Source organism: Nocardiopsis exhalans (assembly GCF_024134545.1).
Classification (GTDB): Bacteria; Actinomycetota; Actinomycetes; order Streptosporangiales; family Streptosporangiaceae; genus Nocardiopsis; species Nocardiopsis exhalans.
The window spans coordinates 5,331,638-5,346,102 of the sequence record NZ_CP099837.1; the positions used below are offsets into that span (position 1 = coordinate 5,331,638).

The window sequence follows — 14,465 nt, forward strand, 5'->3', positions numbered from 1 at the left end:
ACTAGTCCTTCCTGTATTCCCAGAACGTCGGCCCGGCCGGCTCGTTGAAGTCGCCCCTGGCGACGAGGTAGCCCTCGTCGTCCACACCGATCGGCAGCTGGGGCAGGGGCCGGTGCGCGGGACCGAAGACCACCTTCGCGGCGTCGGCCGCGTCGAACGTGGACTGGTGGCACGGGCACAGGATGCGGTGCGTGGTGCGCTCGTAGAGCGCGGCCGGGCAACCCACGTGCGTGCAGATCTTCGAGTACGCCACGATGCCCTGGTGGGTCCAGTTCATGTGGGTCTCGTCGCTGCCCTCACGGACGGGCTGGTCCATCCCGGGCTTCCAGTCGTCCTCCGGCATCTTGATGAGCAGGATGACGGACTTGGCCTGGTCGTTCAGGCTGATGCCGTGCGGGTAGCGGTCGTCGTTCACCGCGGGCAGGGCGGAGATCATCCCGTACGGGTCGTTCTCCAGGTCCTCGAGCCTGATCTCCCGGTGGGTCCCCTCGACATGCATGCGCATGCCGTCCACCCACGGGGTGCTCTTCATCAGGTCGCCCGGCACGGGGCCGGTGTCACGCAGCAGGACGATCGGCGCGATGCCCAGCGGCAGCATGGCCGCGATGAGCGTGCGGCGCATCAGCGGACGCTTGGTGAAGCCGCTCTCGTCCGCGCTCTTCATGAAGAACTCACTGAACGAGCTCTTCTCCTCCGGGCTGGAGGGAAGGTCGTCGTAGGACGAGGCCACCTCGTAGTGCGGCATGATGTTGCGCGCCCAGACCGTCATACCGGCACCGATACCGAACATCGCGAGGGTGAGCGTGCCACCCAGGAGCATGTTCGAGTACTGGCTGATCTGCGGATCGGCGATCGCGGGCTCCCCCGCCGCGTTGGGCGGGAAGACGAAGTACGAGGCGATGAACCCGATCCCCGCCAGCATGGCGACGATGAACCATGCCGCGGCCATCTTCTCGCCCCGGCGCTGCTGCTCCTCCGGGTGGTGGTGAGTCTCCGAGGCCAGGTACGGCCCGTTGTGCTCACTCTCCGCCTCGGCGGCGGTTTCGGTCACCACGTCCGCGGTGTCCGTCGGGGTGCCGACGACGCGCTCGGTGGCGTCGTCACCCGCCTTGTTGTCGTTGTTGCTGTTCTCAGTCATGGGCACGCTGCTTCGCGGTGATCCAGATCGCGCAGGCGATGATCAGGGAGAGACCGATGGTCCAGTTGATGAAACCCTCGGCGACCTGACCGACCCGCTGCAGGTCGAAGATGCCGCCGGCGTTGGGTTCGGCCTGGAGCGTCTTCACGTAGGAGATCAGTTCCTGCTTCTCTTCCGGAGAGATGACGCCGTCACTGAACATCGGCATGGCGCCGGGTCCGCTGACCATGGCCTCGTAGATCTCTCGCGGAGTCGACTCGTGGATCTCGGGGGCCCAGCGGCCGTCGGTGAGGGCGCCGCCGCCACCGGACCAGCTGTGGCAGTGCGCACAGTTGGTCAGGTAGAGCTTCATGCCCATGTCGACGTCGTCGGCGCCTTCGATGTAGGCGTCGTACTCGGCCTCGTAGGCGGCGACGGCCTCCTCGTAGAGGGCGTCGACCTCCTCCGCGTCGAGGTCCTCGTCGACGAAGTCGGCACGCTGCGGAGCGGAACCGGGCACCTCGTAGGGCACGTCGGCGCCGGCACCGTTGTCCCTGATCTCCGCGTCGTAGTACGCGATCAGGTCGGCCAGGTCCTGCTCGGACATGACCATCGGCTTGCGCGGCATCTGGCTGTCCGGGTCCATGGAGGGCATACGCCCGGTGCTGACCTGGAAGTTGATTGCGGCCGATCCGACCTCACGCAGGTCGGGACCGGTCTCGGACCCAGCGCCGTCCAGCCCGTGGCACGAAGCACACGTCTGGTCGAAGATGGTCTTGCCCTGGGCGATGTCCACGTCGTCCGCGGACGGCGCCTCAGCGGCAAGGGTCTGCGCCTGCGCCTGGTCGGCGGTGGGGGCCAGTGCGGCGTACCCCACCCCGAACAGGGCTAGCGCGAGGATGACGACGACATACCCCGCCAGGGGATGCCGTCGCCGCGCGGTAATCCATTTCACGGTTTCCCCGTTTCGGGTTACTGGATGAAGTAGATGGTGATGAACAAAGCGACCCAGACGACGTCGACGAAGTGCCAGTAGTAGGACACGACGATCGCACTGGTCGCCTGCTGGTGAGTGAAGCGCTTCGCGGCGTACGTGCGTCCCAGCATGATGAGGAACGCGATCAAACCACCGATGACGTGGAGTCCGTGGAAGCCCGTGGTCAGGTAGAACATCGACCCGTAGGCGCTCGACTGCAGAGTCAGGCCCTCGTGGAAGATGAGCTCGTAGTACTCATACGCCTGTCCAAGGATGAAGAACAGGCCCATGAAGAACGTGATGTAGAACCACATGCGCAGCTTCTTGACGTCGCCGCGCTCAGCGGCCCAGACGCCGAACTGCGCGGTGAAGCTGGAAGCCACCAGGACAACGGTGATCGTGGTCGCCCACGGCACGTTGAGGTGGACGTCCGCCCACTCGCCGAGCTCGGGGTTCCCGTTGGTCACCGATCGGATGGTGAAGTACATCGCGAACAGCGCAGCGAAGAACATGAGTTCGTTGGCCAGCCACACGATGGTGCCAACACTCACCAGGTCAGGACGCTTTGCCACACCATGCGCTGATGCGGTTGCTGTTTTTGGGTTCGCGGTTGCTGTCGCCACGGGAGCATTATTACGGCTTCTCGCGAAGGTCCGTACTCGACCCCCCGTAAGGAGACGGATCGGTCCCGGTATCGGCCGCCGTCGGGGCCCGGCTCGGCTCTCTCGTCGTGACTCGGGCGTTACTGTAACCGCTCGGGTGCCCTGGGTCCGCGTCTGACGCGCTCAGAGGCGCCGAAAAGCTCGAACCGGGGCGGCTGAGGCGTTCCGTACCCCGCCAGAAGTCGCTTCAACCTCCCCCGGCCAACGCCGAGGTATCGAAACGGTTACCGTTGGGCAACGCCGCACCCGGGGCGGGTTAGCGAAGCGCCGCACGACCCTGGCATCCTGTGGTGTCGAAGGTCTCAGCCCCTTCACCGGTCCCCCGGCTCCCATCTGGGCCGGGTGACCCCGAGGCAATACAGTCATAGGCATACAGCCAACGAACGCCACGGCCGCACCCCCCACGGCAGCGGCCGCGGACAGACGCGATGGGACGGTTGCGCGATGGTGATCAGCGGTACGGACACGGATGCCAGGATGCGCGTACTGGTCTACAGCGACAAGGCGGACACCCGTGAGCAGGTGCGGCTGGCGATCGGCCGCCGCCCCGCCGCCGATGTTCCCAAGGTCGAGTTCGTCGAGTGCGCGACCGCGCCCGGCGTCCTGCGCAAGCTGGAGTCCAAGGACCCGGCCGAGCGGATCGACGTGGCCGTCTTCGACGGTGAGGCCGCGCCCACCGGCGGGATGGGCCTGTGCCGCCAGGTCAAGGACGAGATCTTCCGCTGCCCGCCGGTGCTCCTGCTGGTGGGCCGGCGCGACGACGGCTGGCTGGCGACCTGGTCGCAGGCCGAGCAGGTGGTGAGCCACCCGATCGACCCCGTCGCGCTCGCCGAGTCGCTGGCCGAACTCATGCGCCAGCGCGCCGCCGCGCTCAGCGGGTGAACCCAGTGGGTGGTGACCGGAGGCGTGACGATCACGGCCGGTTGACGGCTGAAGGGGACAACGGCGAGAGGGACATGCGCCGTCGACTCGTGGTGGGCGGAGCTCTCAACCACGGCGCTGACATCGGACGATGGCGCGGCCGCGCCGACTTCGCCCTCCTCTTCGCCCAGGGCCGCTGAGAGAGGCGGGCACCCGACAGGCGTGCCCGCCCCCGGCGCCCCCTTGCCCACGCCCTTCAGTCAGGAGTTCCACATGAACGTCCCCGCCTCCTCGGCCGCCCCGGCCGAGAACAACGCGGTCGATACCGACAACCGGGAAAGCTCCGCCGTCGCGGAGCGGACCTGGTCCAACCTGATCACCGCCCTGCTGGGCGGGACCACCCTCAGCACCGCCGACACCGGGTGGGCGATGAACGAGATCATGTCGGGTTCGGCGACCGACGCCCAGATCGCGGGCTTCGCGATCGCCCTGCGGGCCAAGGGCGAGAGCGTCTCCGAGGTGTCCGGCCTGGCCCAGGGCATGCTCGACAACGCGGTGCGGATCAGCGTCGACGGTCCGACCCTGGACATCGTCGGCACCGGCGGCGACCGGGCCCACACCGTGAACGTGTCCACCATGGCGGCGATCGTCGCCTCCGCCGCGGGCGCGCGCGTGGTCAAGCACGGCAACCGCGCGGCGTCCTCCTCCTGCGGTACCGCCGACGTGCTGGAGCGGCTCGGCGTGGTCCTGGACCTGCCGCCGGAGCTGACCGTACGGGTGGCGCGGGAGGCGGGCATCACCTTCTGCTTCGCCCCGCTGTTCCACCCCTCGCTGCGCTTCGCCGCCAAGCCCCGCCGCGAGCTGGCGGTGCCGACCGTGTTCAACTTCCTCGGTCCGCTGACCAACCCCGCCCAGCCGACCGCCTCGGCGATCGGGGTGTTCGACGAGCGCATGTGCGAGGTGATCGCCGGGGTGTTCGCCCGCCGCGGCTCCGCCGCCCTGGTCTTCCGCGGCGACGACGGCTTGGACGAGCTGACCACGGCCACCACCTCCACGGTCTGGGTGGTTTCCGAGGGCCAGGCGCGGCGCGAGCGGCTGGACCCGGCCGATCTGGGGATCGGGCGTTCGGCCCCGGACGCGCTGCGCGGCGGTGACGTGGAGTTCAACGCCCAGGCGGTCCGGGACCTGGTCGCGGGGCGGCCCGGGCCGGTGCGCGACGCGGTGCTGCTGAACGCCGGCGCGGCGCTGGCCGCGGTGGACGGGGTGGGCGAGGACCTGACCGGGGCGGTGCGCGTCGGCTACGAGCGGGCCGCCGCGGCGGTGGACAGCGGCGCCGCCGAGCGCCTGCTGGCCTCGTGGGTGGAGACCAGCCAGGGCCTGGCCAAGTCGCTCTGAGGCAGTCCTGGAACGCACACGAGAGGGGCACGGTGACCGGTCACCGTGCCCCTCTCGTGTCTGCCGGCTACCAGCCGATGGCGAAGGCCGACTCCAGGTCGTGCTTGGAGTAGGTCTGGAAGGAGATGTGGGTGTCGGAGGAGGTCACACCGGGGACCTTGTTGACCCGGCCCGGGATCACGTCGGCGAGGTCCTCGTGGCGGCGCACCCGCACCATGGCGATGAGGTCGACCCCGCCGGTGACGGAGTAGACCTCGCTGACCCCGTCGATCTCGGCGATGGCCTCGGCGACCTCGGGGATGCGGTGGACGTCGGCCTTGATCATGACGATCGCGGTGATCACTGTGCCTCCTGGGCGGTTCGGTGCGGAAACGGTGCCCGCCGGGCCGGGGAGCGCTAGTAGACGTCGGAGAGCCGCGTCCCGGAGCGCCATCGCAGCCGGTAGACCACCAGTCCCGCGAGCACTCCGGCGACGAACCCGTAGACGTGCGCCGCGTAGGCCACGTTGGATCCGGCGCCCGGGGCGGTCGAGGATGTGACGTAGAGAAGATACTGAAGCGCGAAGTAGCTGCCCACCACGGCCCACCCGGGCAGACGCATCGGGATGACCCCGAACACCAGCGTGGTGACCCTGCTGCGGAACTGCACGACCAGGTACGCGCCGAGCACGCCCGAGATCGCGCCCGAGGCGCCGACCATGGGCACGGTGCCGTCCGCGTCCACCAGCGCGAAGCCGTAGGCGGCCACGACCCCGGTGCCCAGGTACAGCCCCAGGAAGCGGAGCTTGCCGATGCGGTCCTCCACGACCGGACCGAACACGAACAGGTAGACCATGTTGCCGAGCAGGTGCATGGGTCCGGCGTGCAGGAACATCGAGCTGAGCACGGAGAACCAGACGGACTTGCCCTCGATTCCGCCGCACTCGGGCATCAGCGGTCCGGCCAGGTCGGTACGGCCCAGCATCTCGTCGGGGATCGCGCCCCAGCGCATGAAGTAGTCGTCGATCGCGCAGAAGCGCCCGACCATGTCCACCGGGTACCAGACGGCGGTGGCCGCCTGGGGCGAGACCAGGTAGACGAGTACGTTGACCGCGATCAGCCCGAAGGCGATGACGGGTGCGCGACGGACGGGGTAGTCGTCATTGAGCGGAAGCGCGGCCATGGGCCCAGTGTGTCATCTCGGTATGCGCCTCGGCGCTCCGCAGCGGGCATGTCCACTCGCCGTCGATCTCGACCAGGCGGGTCCCGGGGGACACGAGCCAGTCCAGGACCAGTTCGGTCTCCCCCGCCGTGGCGTTGGGAACCGGGCCGAACCCGGCGGGAACGCGCTCGGCGGTGGCGGTGAGGGAGCTCAGGAAGGCGGCGGGTTCGGTGCCCGGTTCGAGGACGGCGCTGGCCGCCAGGCGGCCGTGGCGGACCACGACCGTCTCCCAGCCGGTGGCGCCTGGGCGGGAGGCGACCAGGTGCGGGACGGCGGCGATCGCGGTGAGCCGCTGCGCGCGCCGGGCGCCGCGCAGGAAGGCGGTGAGCCGGTCGCGCAGGGCCGCCGCCTCCTCGTATCGCAGTTCGGCGGCGAACTCGCGGATCCGGCCGGTGAGGGCGTCCACGACCACGGCCGGGTCGCCGGTCATGGCGGCGCGGGCGGCGTCGGCGTGCCCGGTGTAGTCGGTGAGCGACTCCGTGCCGTCGCAGGGGGCGCCGCAACGGCCCAGCTGGGCCAGGACACAGGGGGGCACCGGTTTCCCAGGGCTGAAGGTGTGCGTGCACTGGCGCAGCGGGAAGGCGTGCAGGAGCGCCTCCTTGGCCTCCTCCGCCGCCCTGGGCGAGTTGTAGGGGCCCAGGTAGGGCGCGCCGTCGTCCTTGATCACCCGCACCACGGACAGGCGCGGGTAGGCGTCGGTGGTGAGCTTGACCCAGGCGGCGCGTTCGGGGTGGCGCGAGCGGCGGTTGAACGGCGGTTTGCGTTCGGCGATGATGCGCAGCTCGCGGACCGAGGCCTCCAGGTCGGTGGTGCACACGATGGGGGTGACCCCCGCCACCAGCCCGGCCATCTCCCTGATGCGGCGGCGGGACTCCGCGGCGGTGAAGTAGGTGGCGACCCGGCGGCGCAGGTTGTTGCTCTTGCCCACGTACAGGCTCTGCCCCTGGGCGTCGGTGAACACGTACACGCCGGGGCGCTCGGGCAGGTCCTCGGCCAGGTGCCGTTTGGCCCGCTGGGCGCGGGTGGGGGGTTTGCTGACCGCCCGCAGCTCCTCCAGGCTGGTCACCCCCATGGGTGCCAGCCGTGCCAGGAGCCCGTTGAGCACGTCCGCGGTGGCGCGGGCGTCGTCGAGCGCGCGGTGGTTGGGGGCGGTGGGCGTCCCGAAGAACGCGGCCAGGGTGCCCAGCCGGTGGTTGCGCACCTCGGGCCGGACCAGGACCGCCCGGGCCAGGCGCAGGGTGTCCACGACCGGGTAGTCGGGCCACTCCGCGCCCTCCCGTTCGCAGGCGGCCTTGAGGAAGCCGGTGTCGAAGGGCGCGTTGTGCGCCACCAGCACGGTGTCGGGTTCGGCGGCAAGGAAGGCCAGCAGTCCGGGCAGGGCCTCGGTGATCGGCGGGGCGGTGGCCACCATCGACTGCGTGATGCCGGTCAGCAGGGTGATGGCGGCCGGGATGAGCACGCCGGGGTTGACCAGGGTGGTGAACTCGTCCACGACACGGCCTTCGCGTACCCGGACCGCGCCGATCTCGGTGATCTGGGACTTCGAGGCGCTGGTGCCGGTGGTCTCCAGGTCGACGACGACGAAGGACACCCCGGTCAGCGGTGTGCCCAGGTCCCCGATGCTGGTTTGGACGCCGACGGGCGCCGCGGACTGTCGAACCACGCGGTCAGGGTAGTCGGGCCCCACGACCAAACACCGCCGGGCTACGGCCCGGCCCGTCCGACATGGAAAGATGTGGGTGGCGGAGCGGCAGAGCCCGCCGCCCGTGACGAAGCACGACGCAAGGAGGAACACCGTGGGGATCGCGATGCCGGGTGACAGTGAGCGTTGGCGATGCACCGGGTGCGGGAACCTCACCCGGTTCGACGTGACCCGGACGGTGCGCTCCCAGGACTTCGTGCACCAGGAGCTCTCCGGGGCCGGTGCGGTCGAGGAGCGCACGGTGCTCTCCGAGTCGGTCGAGCGGGTGAAGTGCCGCTGGTGCGGCGCCACCGACAGCGTGGAGATCGTTTCCCGTCCCGACGCCGACCGGTCGGTCTCCGGCTCTTCGGCGGAGAGCGCGACGGGTCGGGCATGAGCGCCCGCCCGGACACGGGCGGCGAGGCCGACGGCACCGATCCGACCGGTGGAAACGGCACCGCCGGTCCGGTACCCCCCGAGGAGGGCGGGGAGCGCCTGCGACGCCCCCTGCCAGAGCCGGTTCGCGCCCGGGTCGTCGAGTACGGCTCCGACGTGCTGGGCGGGATGCGCCCGTCCGACCTTCCCCCGCTGCTGCGCAGGGTCGCCAAGTTCGAACCCCGCCGCAGGGCGCGGCTGGCCGGTCCGCAGATCGCCGCCCAGCTGGAGAACGACCACGGCTTCCGGGGCATGGTCGCCGCCCGGGTGGAGCAGGTCTGGCCCGAGCTGGCCGAGGGGATGCGCGCCGGGGTGGTCCCGCCCGCCGCCGACCCCGTGGCGGTGGCGGCCAGCGCCTATCTGCTGCGGCCCAAGGGCTGGCCGGAGATCATCGAGGGCGTCCACGAGGAGCTGGAGCGGCAGACCAGCGCCAAGGAGGCGGACGAGACCGCCGAGGCCCTCGACGACGTCCGTCGGCGGCTGGAGGAGAGCCAGCGCGTCCACCAGGCTGAGCTGGAGCGGCTGCGCGGGCAGATCGGGGAACAGCGGGCGGAGATCGCCGAGCTGCGCCGCAAGGTGCACACCGAGCGTCAGCGGGCCAAGAAGGCGACCGCCGAGGCCCGGCAGGCGTTGAGCGAGACCGCCGACCACCGCAGTGAGACCGAGAGCCAGGTCAGCGCCCTGGAGGTGGAGAACCGCCGGCTGCGGTCCAGGCTGGCTGACGCGGAGGCCCAGGTGGAGAACGCCCGACGGGCGGTCCGGACCGGACGCAACGCCGACGAGGCCCGGCTGCGCGTGCTCCTGGACGTGCTGGTGGACGCCTCGCACGGCCTGCGCCGTGAGCTGGCGCTGCCCGCCTCCCTGGACAGCCCGGCCGACCTGGTAGCCGAGGCCCAGGAGGAGCGGCGCCGGGTGTCGCTGGGCGGGCTGCCCGACGACGCCCCCGGGCTGCTGGAGCACCTGCTGACGGTGCCCCGGGTGCACCTGCTGGTGGACGGCTACAACGTCACCAAGACCGGGTACGGGACCCTGCCGCTGGCCGACCAGCGCAACCGGCTGCTCAACTCGTTGGAAGGGCTGGCCAGCCGGACCAAGGCGGAGATCACCTGTGTGTTCGACGGCGCCGACGTGGAGGCGCCCCCGGTCGTGCCCAGCCGCAGGGTGCGGCTGCTGTTCAGCGCCCCCGGGGAGACCGCGGACACGCTGATCGTGCGGCTGGTGCGGGCCGAACCGCCCGGGCGGCCGATCGCGGTGGTCACCTCGGACAAGGAGATCGTCTCGGCGGTCCGGCGGGTGGGCGCCCGCGCGGTCCCCTCCCCCGTCTTCCTGCGCCGTCTGGAGTCGTACAGCTGAGCACGGGTCGGGGCCGGTGCGCCGTTTTCGACTGAGAGACCGACCACGCGAACCAGCGCGCCGGACCCGCCCCCGCGAACCGTCACGACCGCGCCCAACCCCCAGTTCACGGCCGGCGGCGACCGCCGAAAGACCCGCCTCCGGGACCCCGGTGACCAGCGAGACGGACGTTTTTCGTTTCATGTCGTGGTTGAGCTGGGCAGGCGGGTCCGCTAGGTTCTTCCCGGAACGTGAGTGCTCCGTTGGATAGAAGACCACCCTTGCGCCTACCCGCCCCGACGGCAGACCCGCGCACTCTCGTCGGACCCGTGCCCACACACGGGTTCCCCCAGCTTTGTTCGTCTCCCAAGCACCCCTTTGCGCACTTCTCAATTTTAAGGAGCGTGGACCGCCATGAAGAATCCCGGTGGTCGGCGTACGGCTCGCCGAATCGCTACGACCGGCCTAGGCGTGGTTGCCGCCGGTACCTTCATCGCCCCCGGTATCGCACACGCGGAGCCGACCCAGGACGAGGTCGAGGACCGCATTGAGGAGCTCAACCAGGAGGCCGCCACCGCGGTTGAGACCTTCAACCAGGCCGAAGAGGACTACGAGGCGGCCAAGGCCGCCTTCGACGAGCTCGACGGCCAGGTCGGCGACGAGCAGGAGCGCTACGACGAGCTGCGCGAGAAGGTCCAGCAGTTCGCCAACGCCACCTACCAGGGCGGTGAGCTCAACTCCACCGCCAACGTCCTGACCTCCGACGGCCCCGAGGCCCTGCTGGAGCAGAACGCCGACCTGAACTACCTGTCGGAGAACCAGCAGGCCCAGCTCGACGACTTCGGCGAGTCCGCCGAGCGCCTGTTCGCGCTCAAGGACGAGGCCGAGAAGGCCCTCGAGGAGGCCGAGGAGGCCAAGAACGAGGCCGAGGAGGCCAAGGAGGAGGTCGAGGAGGCGATCGAGGAGCAGCAGGAGATCCTGTCCCAGTTCCCCGACTCCGACGCCTCCGCCGAGGGCGGCGACGACAGCGCCGGCCAGACCCCCGACGCTCCGGTCGGCAGCGGCGGCGCCTCCGCCGCCCTGGACTTCGCCTACGCCCAGGTTGGCAAGCCCTACATCTGGGGCGGCACCGGCCCCAACGGCTACGACTGCTCCGGCCTGGTCCAGGCCTCGTGGCGCGCCGGCGGCGTCGACCTGCCGCGCACCACGTACGGTCAGGCCGACGTGGGCACCCGCATCTACGACATGAGCGCCGTCCAGCCGGGCGACATCCTGTTCTTCTTCGGCGACCTGGGCCACAACGGGCTCTACGCCGGGAACGGCCAGATGGTGCACGCCCCGAGGAGCGGCCGCAACCTCGAGGTGGTCGGTCTGGCCGCCTACTGGGGCGGCCAGTTCCAGTTCGCCGTGCGCCCGTAGGCGACCCGGCACCGCAGCGGTTTCCGAGGCCGCCGTCCCCTCCGGGGCGGCGGCCTCGCTCGTGGTGTGCCCAGCATGGGCAGTTGCTTGGAGGTGGAAGTCCTCTAGAGGAAGCGGCAGTGCTAACTCTGAGCCGGAGGCAACGGCGTCACCGCGAGGTGGGGTCGGGAGGAAGCCCGAGGCGAAACCCTGCACTGAGGAACACGAACCGCATACAAGGCAGTCCGGTCGGGGTGAGCCAGCCATGGATGGCGAAGCCCGTCACTGCCAAGACGGCCGGGGTGTAGATGCGGCAGGCGTAGGGGGAAAGTAGCTGTTCTTACCTGGGGAGGTCTGTCCGGGTGTCGGTTGTGCTGAGTATGTCGCCGCGCCGACGGCCGCGACCGCAAGGGAGCGGCTGACCGGGCAGAAGTCAGCAGAGGTCGTAGTACCAGCCGGGATCGCTCGTGGGCTGGGAAGGGCCGAACGTCAAATGGGACAGAGGAACCGGTGCCGCTCGTGCTGGTCACACAGATCGCAGCCACCCCGCCGAAGGCGGGCCTGCGGTGGGAGGGGACGGTGCATTTCCGTTGAGTACCGCCGTAGAGCGTAGTGACCTGTCGGCGCGGCCTGGAGACGATGTCCACCACGGCCAGGGGGATCTGTGGCAGCGAATGCTGTCCAGCGCGAACCTGGCCGCGGCGCTCGAACGGGTCGAGACCAACCGGGGTGCCCCGGGTGTGGATGGAGTCACTACCGCTGATCTGCGGGGATGGCTGCGCGAGCACTGGGAGGGCGTTCGGGAAGAACTCGACGCGGGGAGATACCGGCCCTCGCCGGTCCGCCGGGTGATGATCCCCAAGCCCGGGGGCGGCGAGCGGATGCTGGGTGTTCCCACGGTGCTGGACCGTTTGATCCAGCAGGCCATCGCGCAGGTCCTCACCCCGATCTTCGACCCGGAGTTCTCCGGGTCTTCGTTCGGGTTCCGTCCCGGCCGGTCCGCCCATCAGGCGGTGCGGGTCGCGCGGCGGGCTATTGAGGACGGCCACCGATGGGTCGTGGACATCGACCTGGACCGGTTCTTCGACCGGGTCCAGCACGATGTGTTGATGGCCCGGGTGGCGCGCAGGGTTGACGACCGCAGGGTGCTGCGACTGATCCGGTCCTTTCTGGAAGCCGGGATCATGGCGGACGGGGTCAAGATGCCGAGCGCGCAGGGGACCCCGCAGGGGTCTCCGCTTTCGCCGGTCCTGTCCAACATCATGCTCGACGACCTGGATCGGGAGCTGTGGCGTCGCGGTCACCGGTTCGTGCGCTACGCCGATGACATCCGTGTCTTCACGCGTAGCAGGCGGGCCGCTCACAGGGTGCTCGACTCGATCACGGTCGTGGTCGAGCAGCGGTTGAAGCTGAAGGTGAACCGGGAGAAGTCGAAGGTGGTTCCGGCATCCGTCGCGACGTTGCTGGGGTTCGGTTTCTACTTCACCCGGGCCGGGGTGCGTATCCGGGTCGATCCCAAGGCGCTCAGGCGCTGGAAGGTGCGGATCCGGGAGCTGACCTCGCGCCGGTGGTCGGTTGCGATGGAGTATCGCATCGGCCGGTTGAACCGGTTCATCGTCGGGTGGATGGGTTACTTCCGGCTCGCGGACACCCCCAGGGTGTTCCAGGGGTTGGATGAATGGCTCCGCCGCAGGATGCGGCAGGTCCGTTGGAAGGAATGGAAGCGGGCCAGGACCCGCCGCCGGATGTTGCGCTCGCTCGGTATCTCGGATCGTGTGGCCCGGGACTGGGCGATCAGCAGCAAGGGGTACTGGCGGATCGGTGGCTCGGTCGTCCTTCAGCAGGCGCTGCCCAACTCCTACTGGGAGGGCTTTGGTCTGCGGATGCTCAAGCCGACCTGGCAGCGGTTGAGATCAGTTTGACGAACCGCCGGATGCGGGCCCGCATGTCCGGTGGTGTGGGGGGAGGGCCGGGCGACCCGGCCCTCCTACCCGATTGCCCGGCTCCTGCGCGTGTCCGGAGCGGACCGCCTTTAGGGTCAGCGGAGGGCTTTTCGGACAGTTCTGTTCATTCAAGGGAACATCACGAAACAGTTGAGTGCGCCCCAAGGAATGCACTAGTGTTCACCACCGAGCGTGGTTGCTCCCTTTTCGCCACCCCCCGGTGGCGACGACCGCGCCCGGGTCGGGCACACCCCCACACCGTTTCGGCCACCCGCTCTGGCCCCCAGGACCCCACCCGGTGCAGTCCCTTGATCCCGCATGGCCTGGGACAAGGGGAGAAAGGTGTTTCAGTGTCTGCATCCCGTGGCGACCGCCGGCGCCGAACCGCGGTCATCTCCTCCCTCGTTCTCGGAGCCTTCCTCCTGCCCGCAGCCGTGGCCCACGCCGAACCCACGGCGAGTGACGTCCAGGAGGAGATCGAACGCCTCGAAGAGGAGTTCATCGAACTCAACGCGACCTACAACGAGGCCAAGGAGAGCTACGAGGCCGCCGAGGAGAAGCTCGAGGGCATCCTCGGCGACATCGAGACCGCCGAGAACAAGGTCGAGGCCCTCAGCGGCGGTGTGCGCGCCCTGGCCAACACCACCTACACCGGCGTGGACCTGACCTCCCCCGCCCAGCTGATCGGCGCCACCGGCCCCGAGGCGGCCCTGGAGCACCAGGCCGACCTCACCTACCTCTCGGAACAGCACCAGGAGAACCTCGCCCAGTACGTGGAGGAGCTCGAGCACCTGGAGGGCCTGCGTACCGAGGCCGAGGCCACCGAGCAGGCCGCCGCCGACGCCCTGGAGGAGGCGGAGGAGGCCACCGAGGCGGCCGAGGAGGCCATCGGGGAGCAGGAGGAGCTGCTCTCGGAGCTGACCGCCGAGGAACAGGCGGCCGCCACCGAGAACATCAGCACCGAAGAGAGCGCGAGCAGCGGTGGTGGCGGCGGAGGCAGCGGAGGCGGCGGCGGCGGAGCCAGCTACACCGGCCCGGCCTCCGGCAACGCCCAGACCGTGCTGGACTTCGCCTACGCCCAGATCGGCAAGCCCTACATCTGGGGCGGCACCGGCCCCAACGGCTACGACTGCTCCGGCCTGACCCAGGCCGCCTGGGCCCAGGTCGGCGTGACCCTGCCGCGCGTCACCTACGACCAGATCAACGCGGGCCAGCGCGTGTCCTGGGAGAACAAGCAGCCCGGCGACCTGCTGTTCTTCTACGGCCCCAACCCGAGCCACGTGGGCCTGTACGCGGGCAACGGCGTGATGGTGCACGCCTCGACCTCGGCCCGGCCCATCGGCACGGTCCAGCTGAGCGACTACTACCGCTCCAACTTCGTGGCAGACGTGCGCCCCTAGGGCGCGGCGAGCAGGGCCGCTGGGAACCACCCCGTTCCCAGCGGCCCTTTCCCGTGTCCGCCCGC

Annotated in this window: 13 protein-coding genes; 7 read left to right on the forward strand and 6 right to left on the reverse strand. The window is 69.9% G+C overall.

Features of this window, described 5'->3' with window-relative positions; genetic code table 11:
- Window position 1: 1 nt before the first annotated feature.
- Genes qcrA through ctaE form a run of 3 tightly spaced genes read right to left on the reverse strand, consistent with a single transcriptional unit; the run spans window position 2 to window position 2,716 of the window.
- Window positions 2-1,138, reverse strand: a complete 1,137-nt coding sequence (gene qcrA, locus NE857_RS23560) for a cytochrome bc1 complex Rieske iron-sulfur subunit (protein ID WP_017581699.1) — start codon at window positions 1,136-1,138, stop codon at window positions 2-4.
- A complete protein-coding gene (gene qcrC / locus NE857_RS23565) occupies window positions 1,131-2,072 on the reverse strand; it encodes a cytochrome bc1 complex diheme cytochrome c subunit (RefSeq protein ID WP_435873513.1) in 942 nt (313 codons plus the stop codon). Before qcrC ends, qcrA begins: the two co-directional genes overlap by 8 nt.
- A gap of 17 nt (window positions 2,073-2,089) precedes the next feature.
- Window positions 2,090-2,716, reverse strand: a complete 627-nt coding sequence (gene ctaE / locus NE857_RS23570) for an aa3-type cytochrome oxidase subunit III (RefSeq protein WP_169542743.1) — start codon at window positions 2,714-2,716, stop codon at window positions 2,090-2,092.
- Window positions 2,717-3,199: 483 nt separating this feature from the next.
- Between ctaE and NE857_RS23575 the strand changes: the two genes are divergently transcribed.
- A complete protein-coding gene (locus tag NE857_RS23575; RefSeq protein ID WP_017581696.1) occupies window positions 3,200-3,637 on the forward strand; it encodes a hypothetical protein in 438 nt (145 codons plus the stop codon).
- A gap of 252 nt (window positions 3,638-3,889) precedes the next feature.
- A complete protein-coding gene (gene trpD, locus NE857_RS23580) occupies window positions 3,890-5,011 on the forward strand; it encodes an anthranilate phosphoribosyltransferase (protein ID WP_254417701.1) in 1,122 nt (373 codons plus the stop codon).
- A gap of 67 nt (window positions 5,012-5,078) precedes the next feature.
- Here trpD and NE857_RS23585 read toward each other — a convergent pair whose 3' ends face one another.
- Genes NE857_RS23585 through NE857_RS23595 form a run of 3 tightly spaced genes read right to left on the reverse strand, consistent with a single transcriptional unit; the run spans window position 5,079 to window position 7,874 of the window.
- Window positions 5,079-5,354, reverse strand: coding sequence for an Lrp/AsnC family transcriptional regulator (locus tag NE857_RS23585; RefSeq protein WP_017581693.1), 276 nt, complete (start codon window positions 5,352-5,354; stop codon window positions 5,079-5,081).
- Window positions 5,355-5,407: 53 nt separating this feature from the next.
- Window positions 5,408-6,172, reverse strand: a complete 765-nt coding sequence (locus tag NE857_RS23590) for a rhomboid family intramembrane serine protease (protein ID WP_184365372.1) — start codon at window positions 6,170-6,172, stop codon at window positions 5,408-5,410.
- On the reverse strand, window positions 6,150-7,874 hold the full coding sequence (locus NE857_RS23595) for a DEDD exonuclease domain-containing protein (protein WP_254417702.1): 1,725 nt from the start codon (window positions 7,872-7,874) through the stop codon (window positions 6,150-6,152). Before NE857_RS23595 ends, NE857_RS23590 begins: the two co-directional genes overlap by 23 nt.
- Window positions 7,875-8,007: 133 nt before the next feature.
- On the opposite strand from NE857_RS23595, the gene NE857_RS23600 reads away from it, so the two are divergent.
- From NE857_RS23600 to NE857_RS23620, 5 genes are all read left to right on the forward strand, one after another.
- Window positions 8,008-8,289: a hypothetical protein gene (locus tag NE857_RS23600; protein ID WP_184365374.1), complete on the forward strand. Its 282-nt coding sequence runs from the start codon at window positions 8,008-8,010 to the stop codon at window positions 8,287-8,289.
- Window positions 8,286-9,680: an NYN domain-containing protein gene (locus tag NE857_RS23605; protein ID WP_184365375.1), complete on the forward strand. Its 1,395-nt coding sequence runs from the start codon at window positions 8,286-8,288 to the stop codon at window positions 9,678-9,680. The genes NE857_RS23600 and NE857_RS23605 overlap by 4 nt, the downstream gene beginning before the upstream one ends.
- A 393-nt stretch (window positions 9,681-10,073) precedes the next feature.
- On the forward strand, window positions 10,074-11,078 hold the full coding sequence (locus NE857_RS23610; protein ID WP_184365376.1) for a C40 family peptidase: 1,005 nt from the start codon (window positions 10,074-10,076) through the stop codon (window positions 11,076-11,078).
- A 569-nt stretch (window positions 11,079-11,647) separates the two neighbouring features.
- Entirely contained in the window at window positions 11,648-12,979 is a 1,332-nt protein-coding gene (gene ltrA / locus NE857_RS23615) for a group II intron reverse transcriptase/maturase (RefSeq protein ID WP_254417703.1), read from the forward strand.
- Window positions 12,980-13,350: 371 nt separating this feature from the next.
- Window positions 13,351-14,400, forward strand: coding sequence for a C40 family peptidase (locus NE857_RS23620; RefSeq protein WP_254417704.1), 1,050 nt, complete (start codon window positions 13,351-13,353; stop codon window positions 14,398-14,400).
- Window positions 14,401-14,465 lie beyond the last annotated feature (65 nt).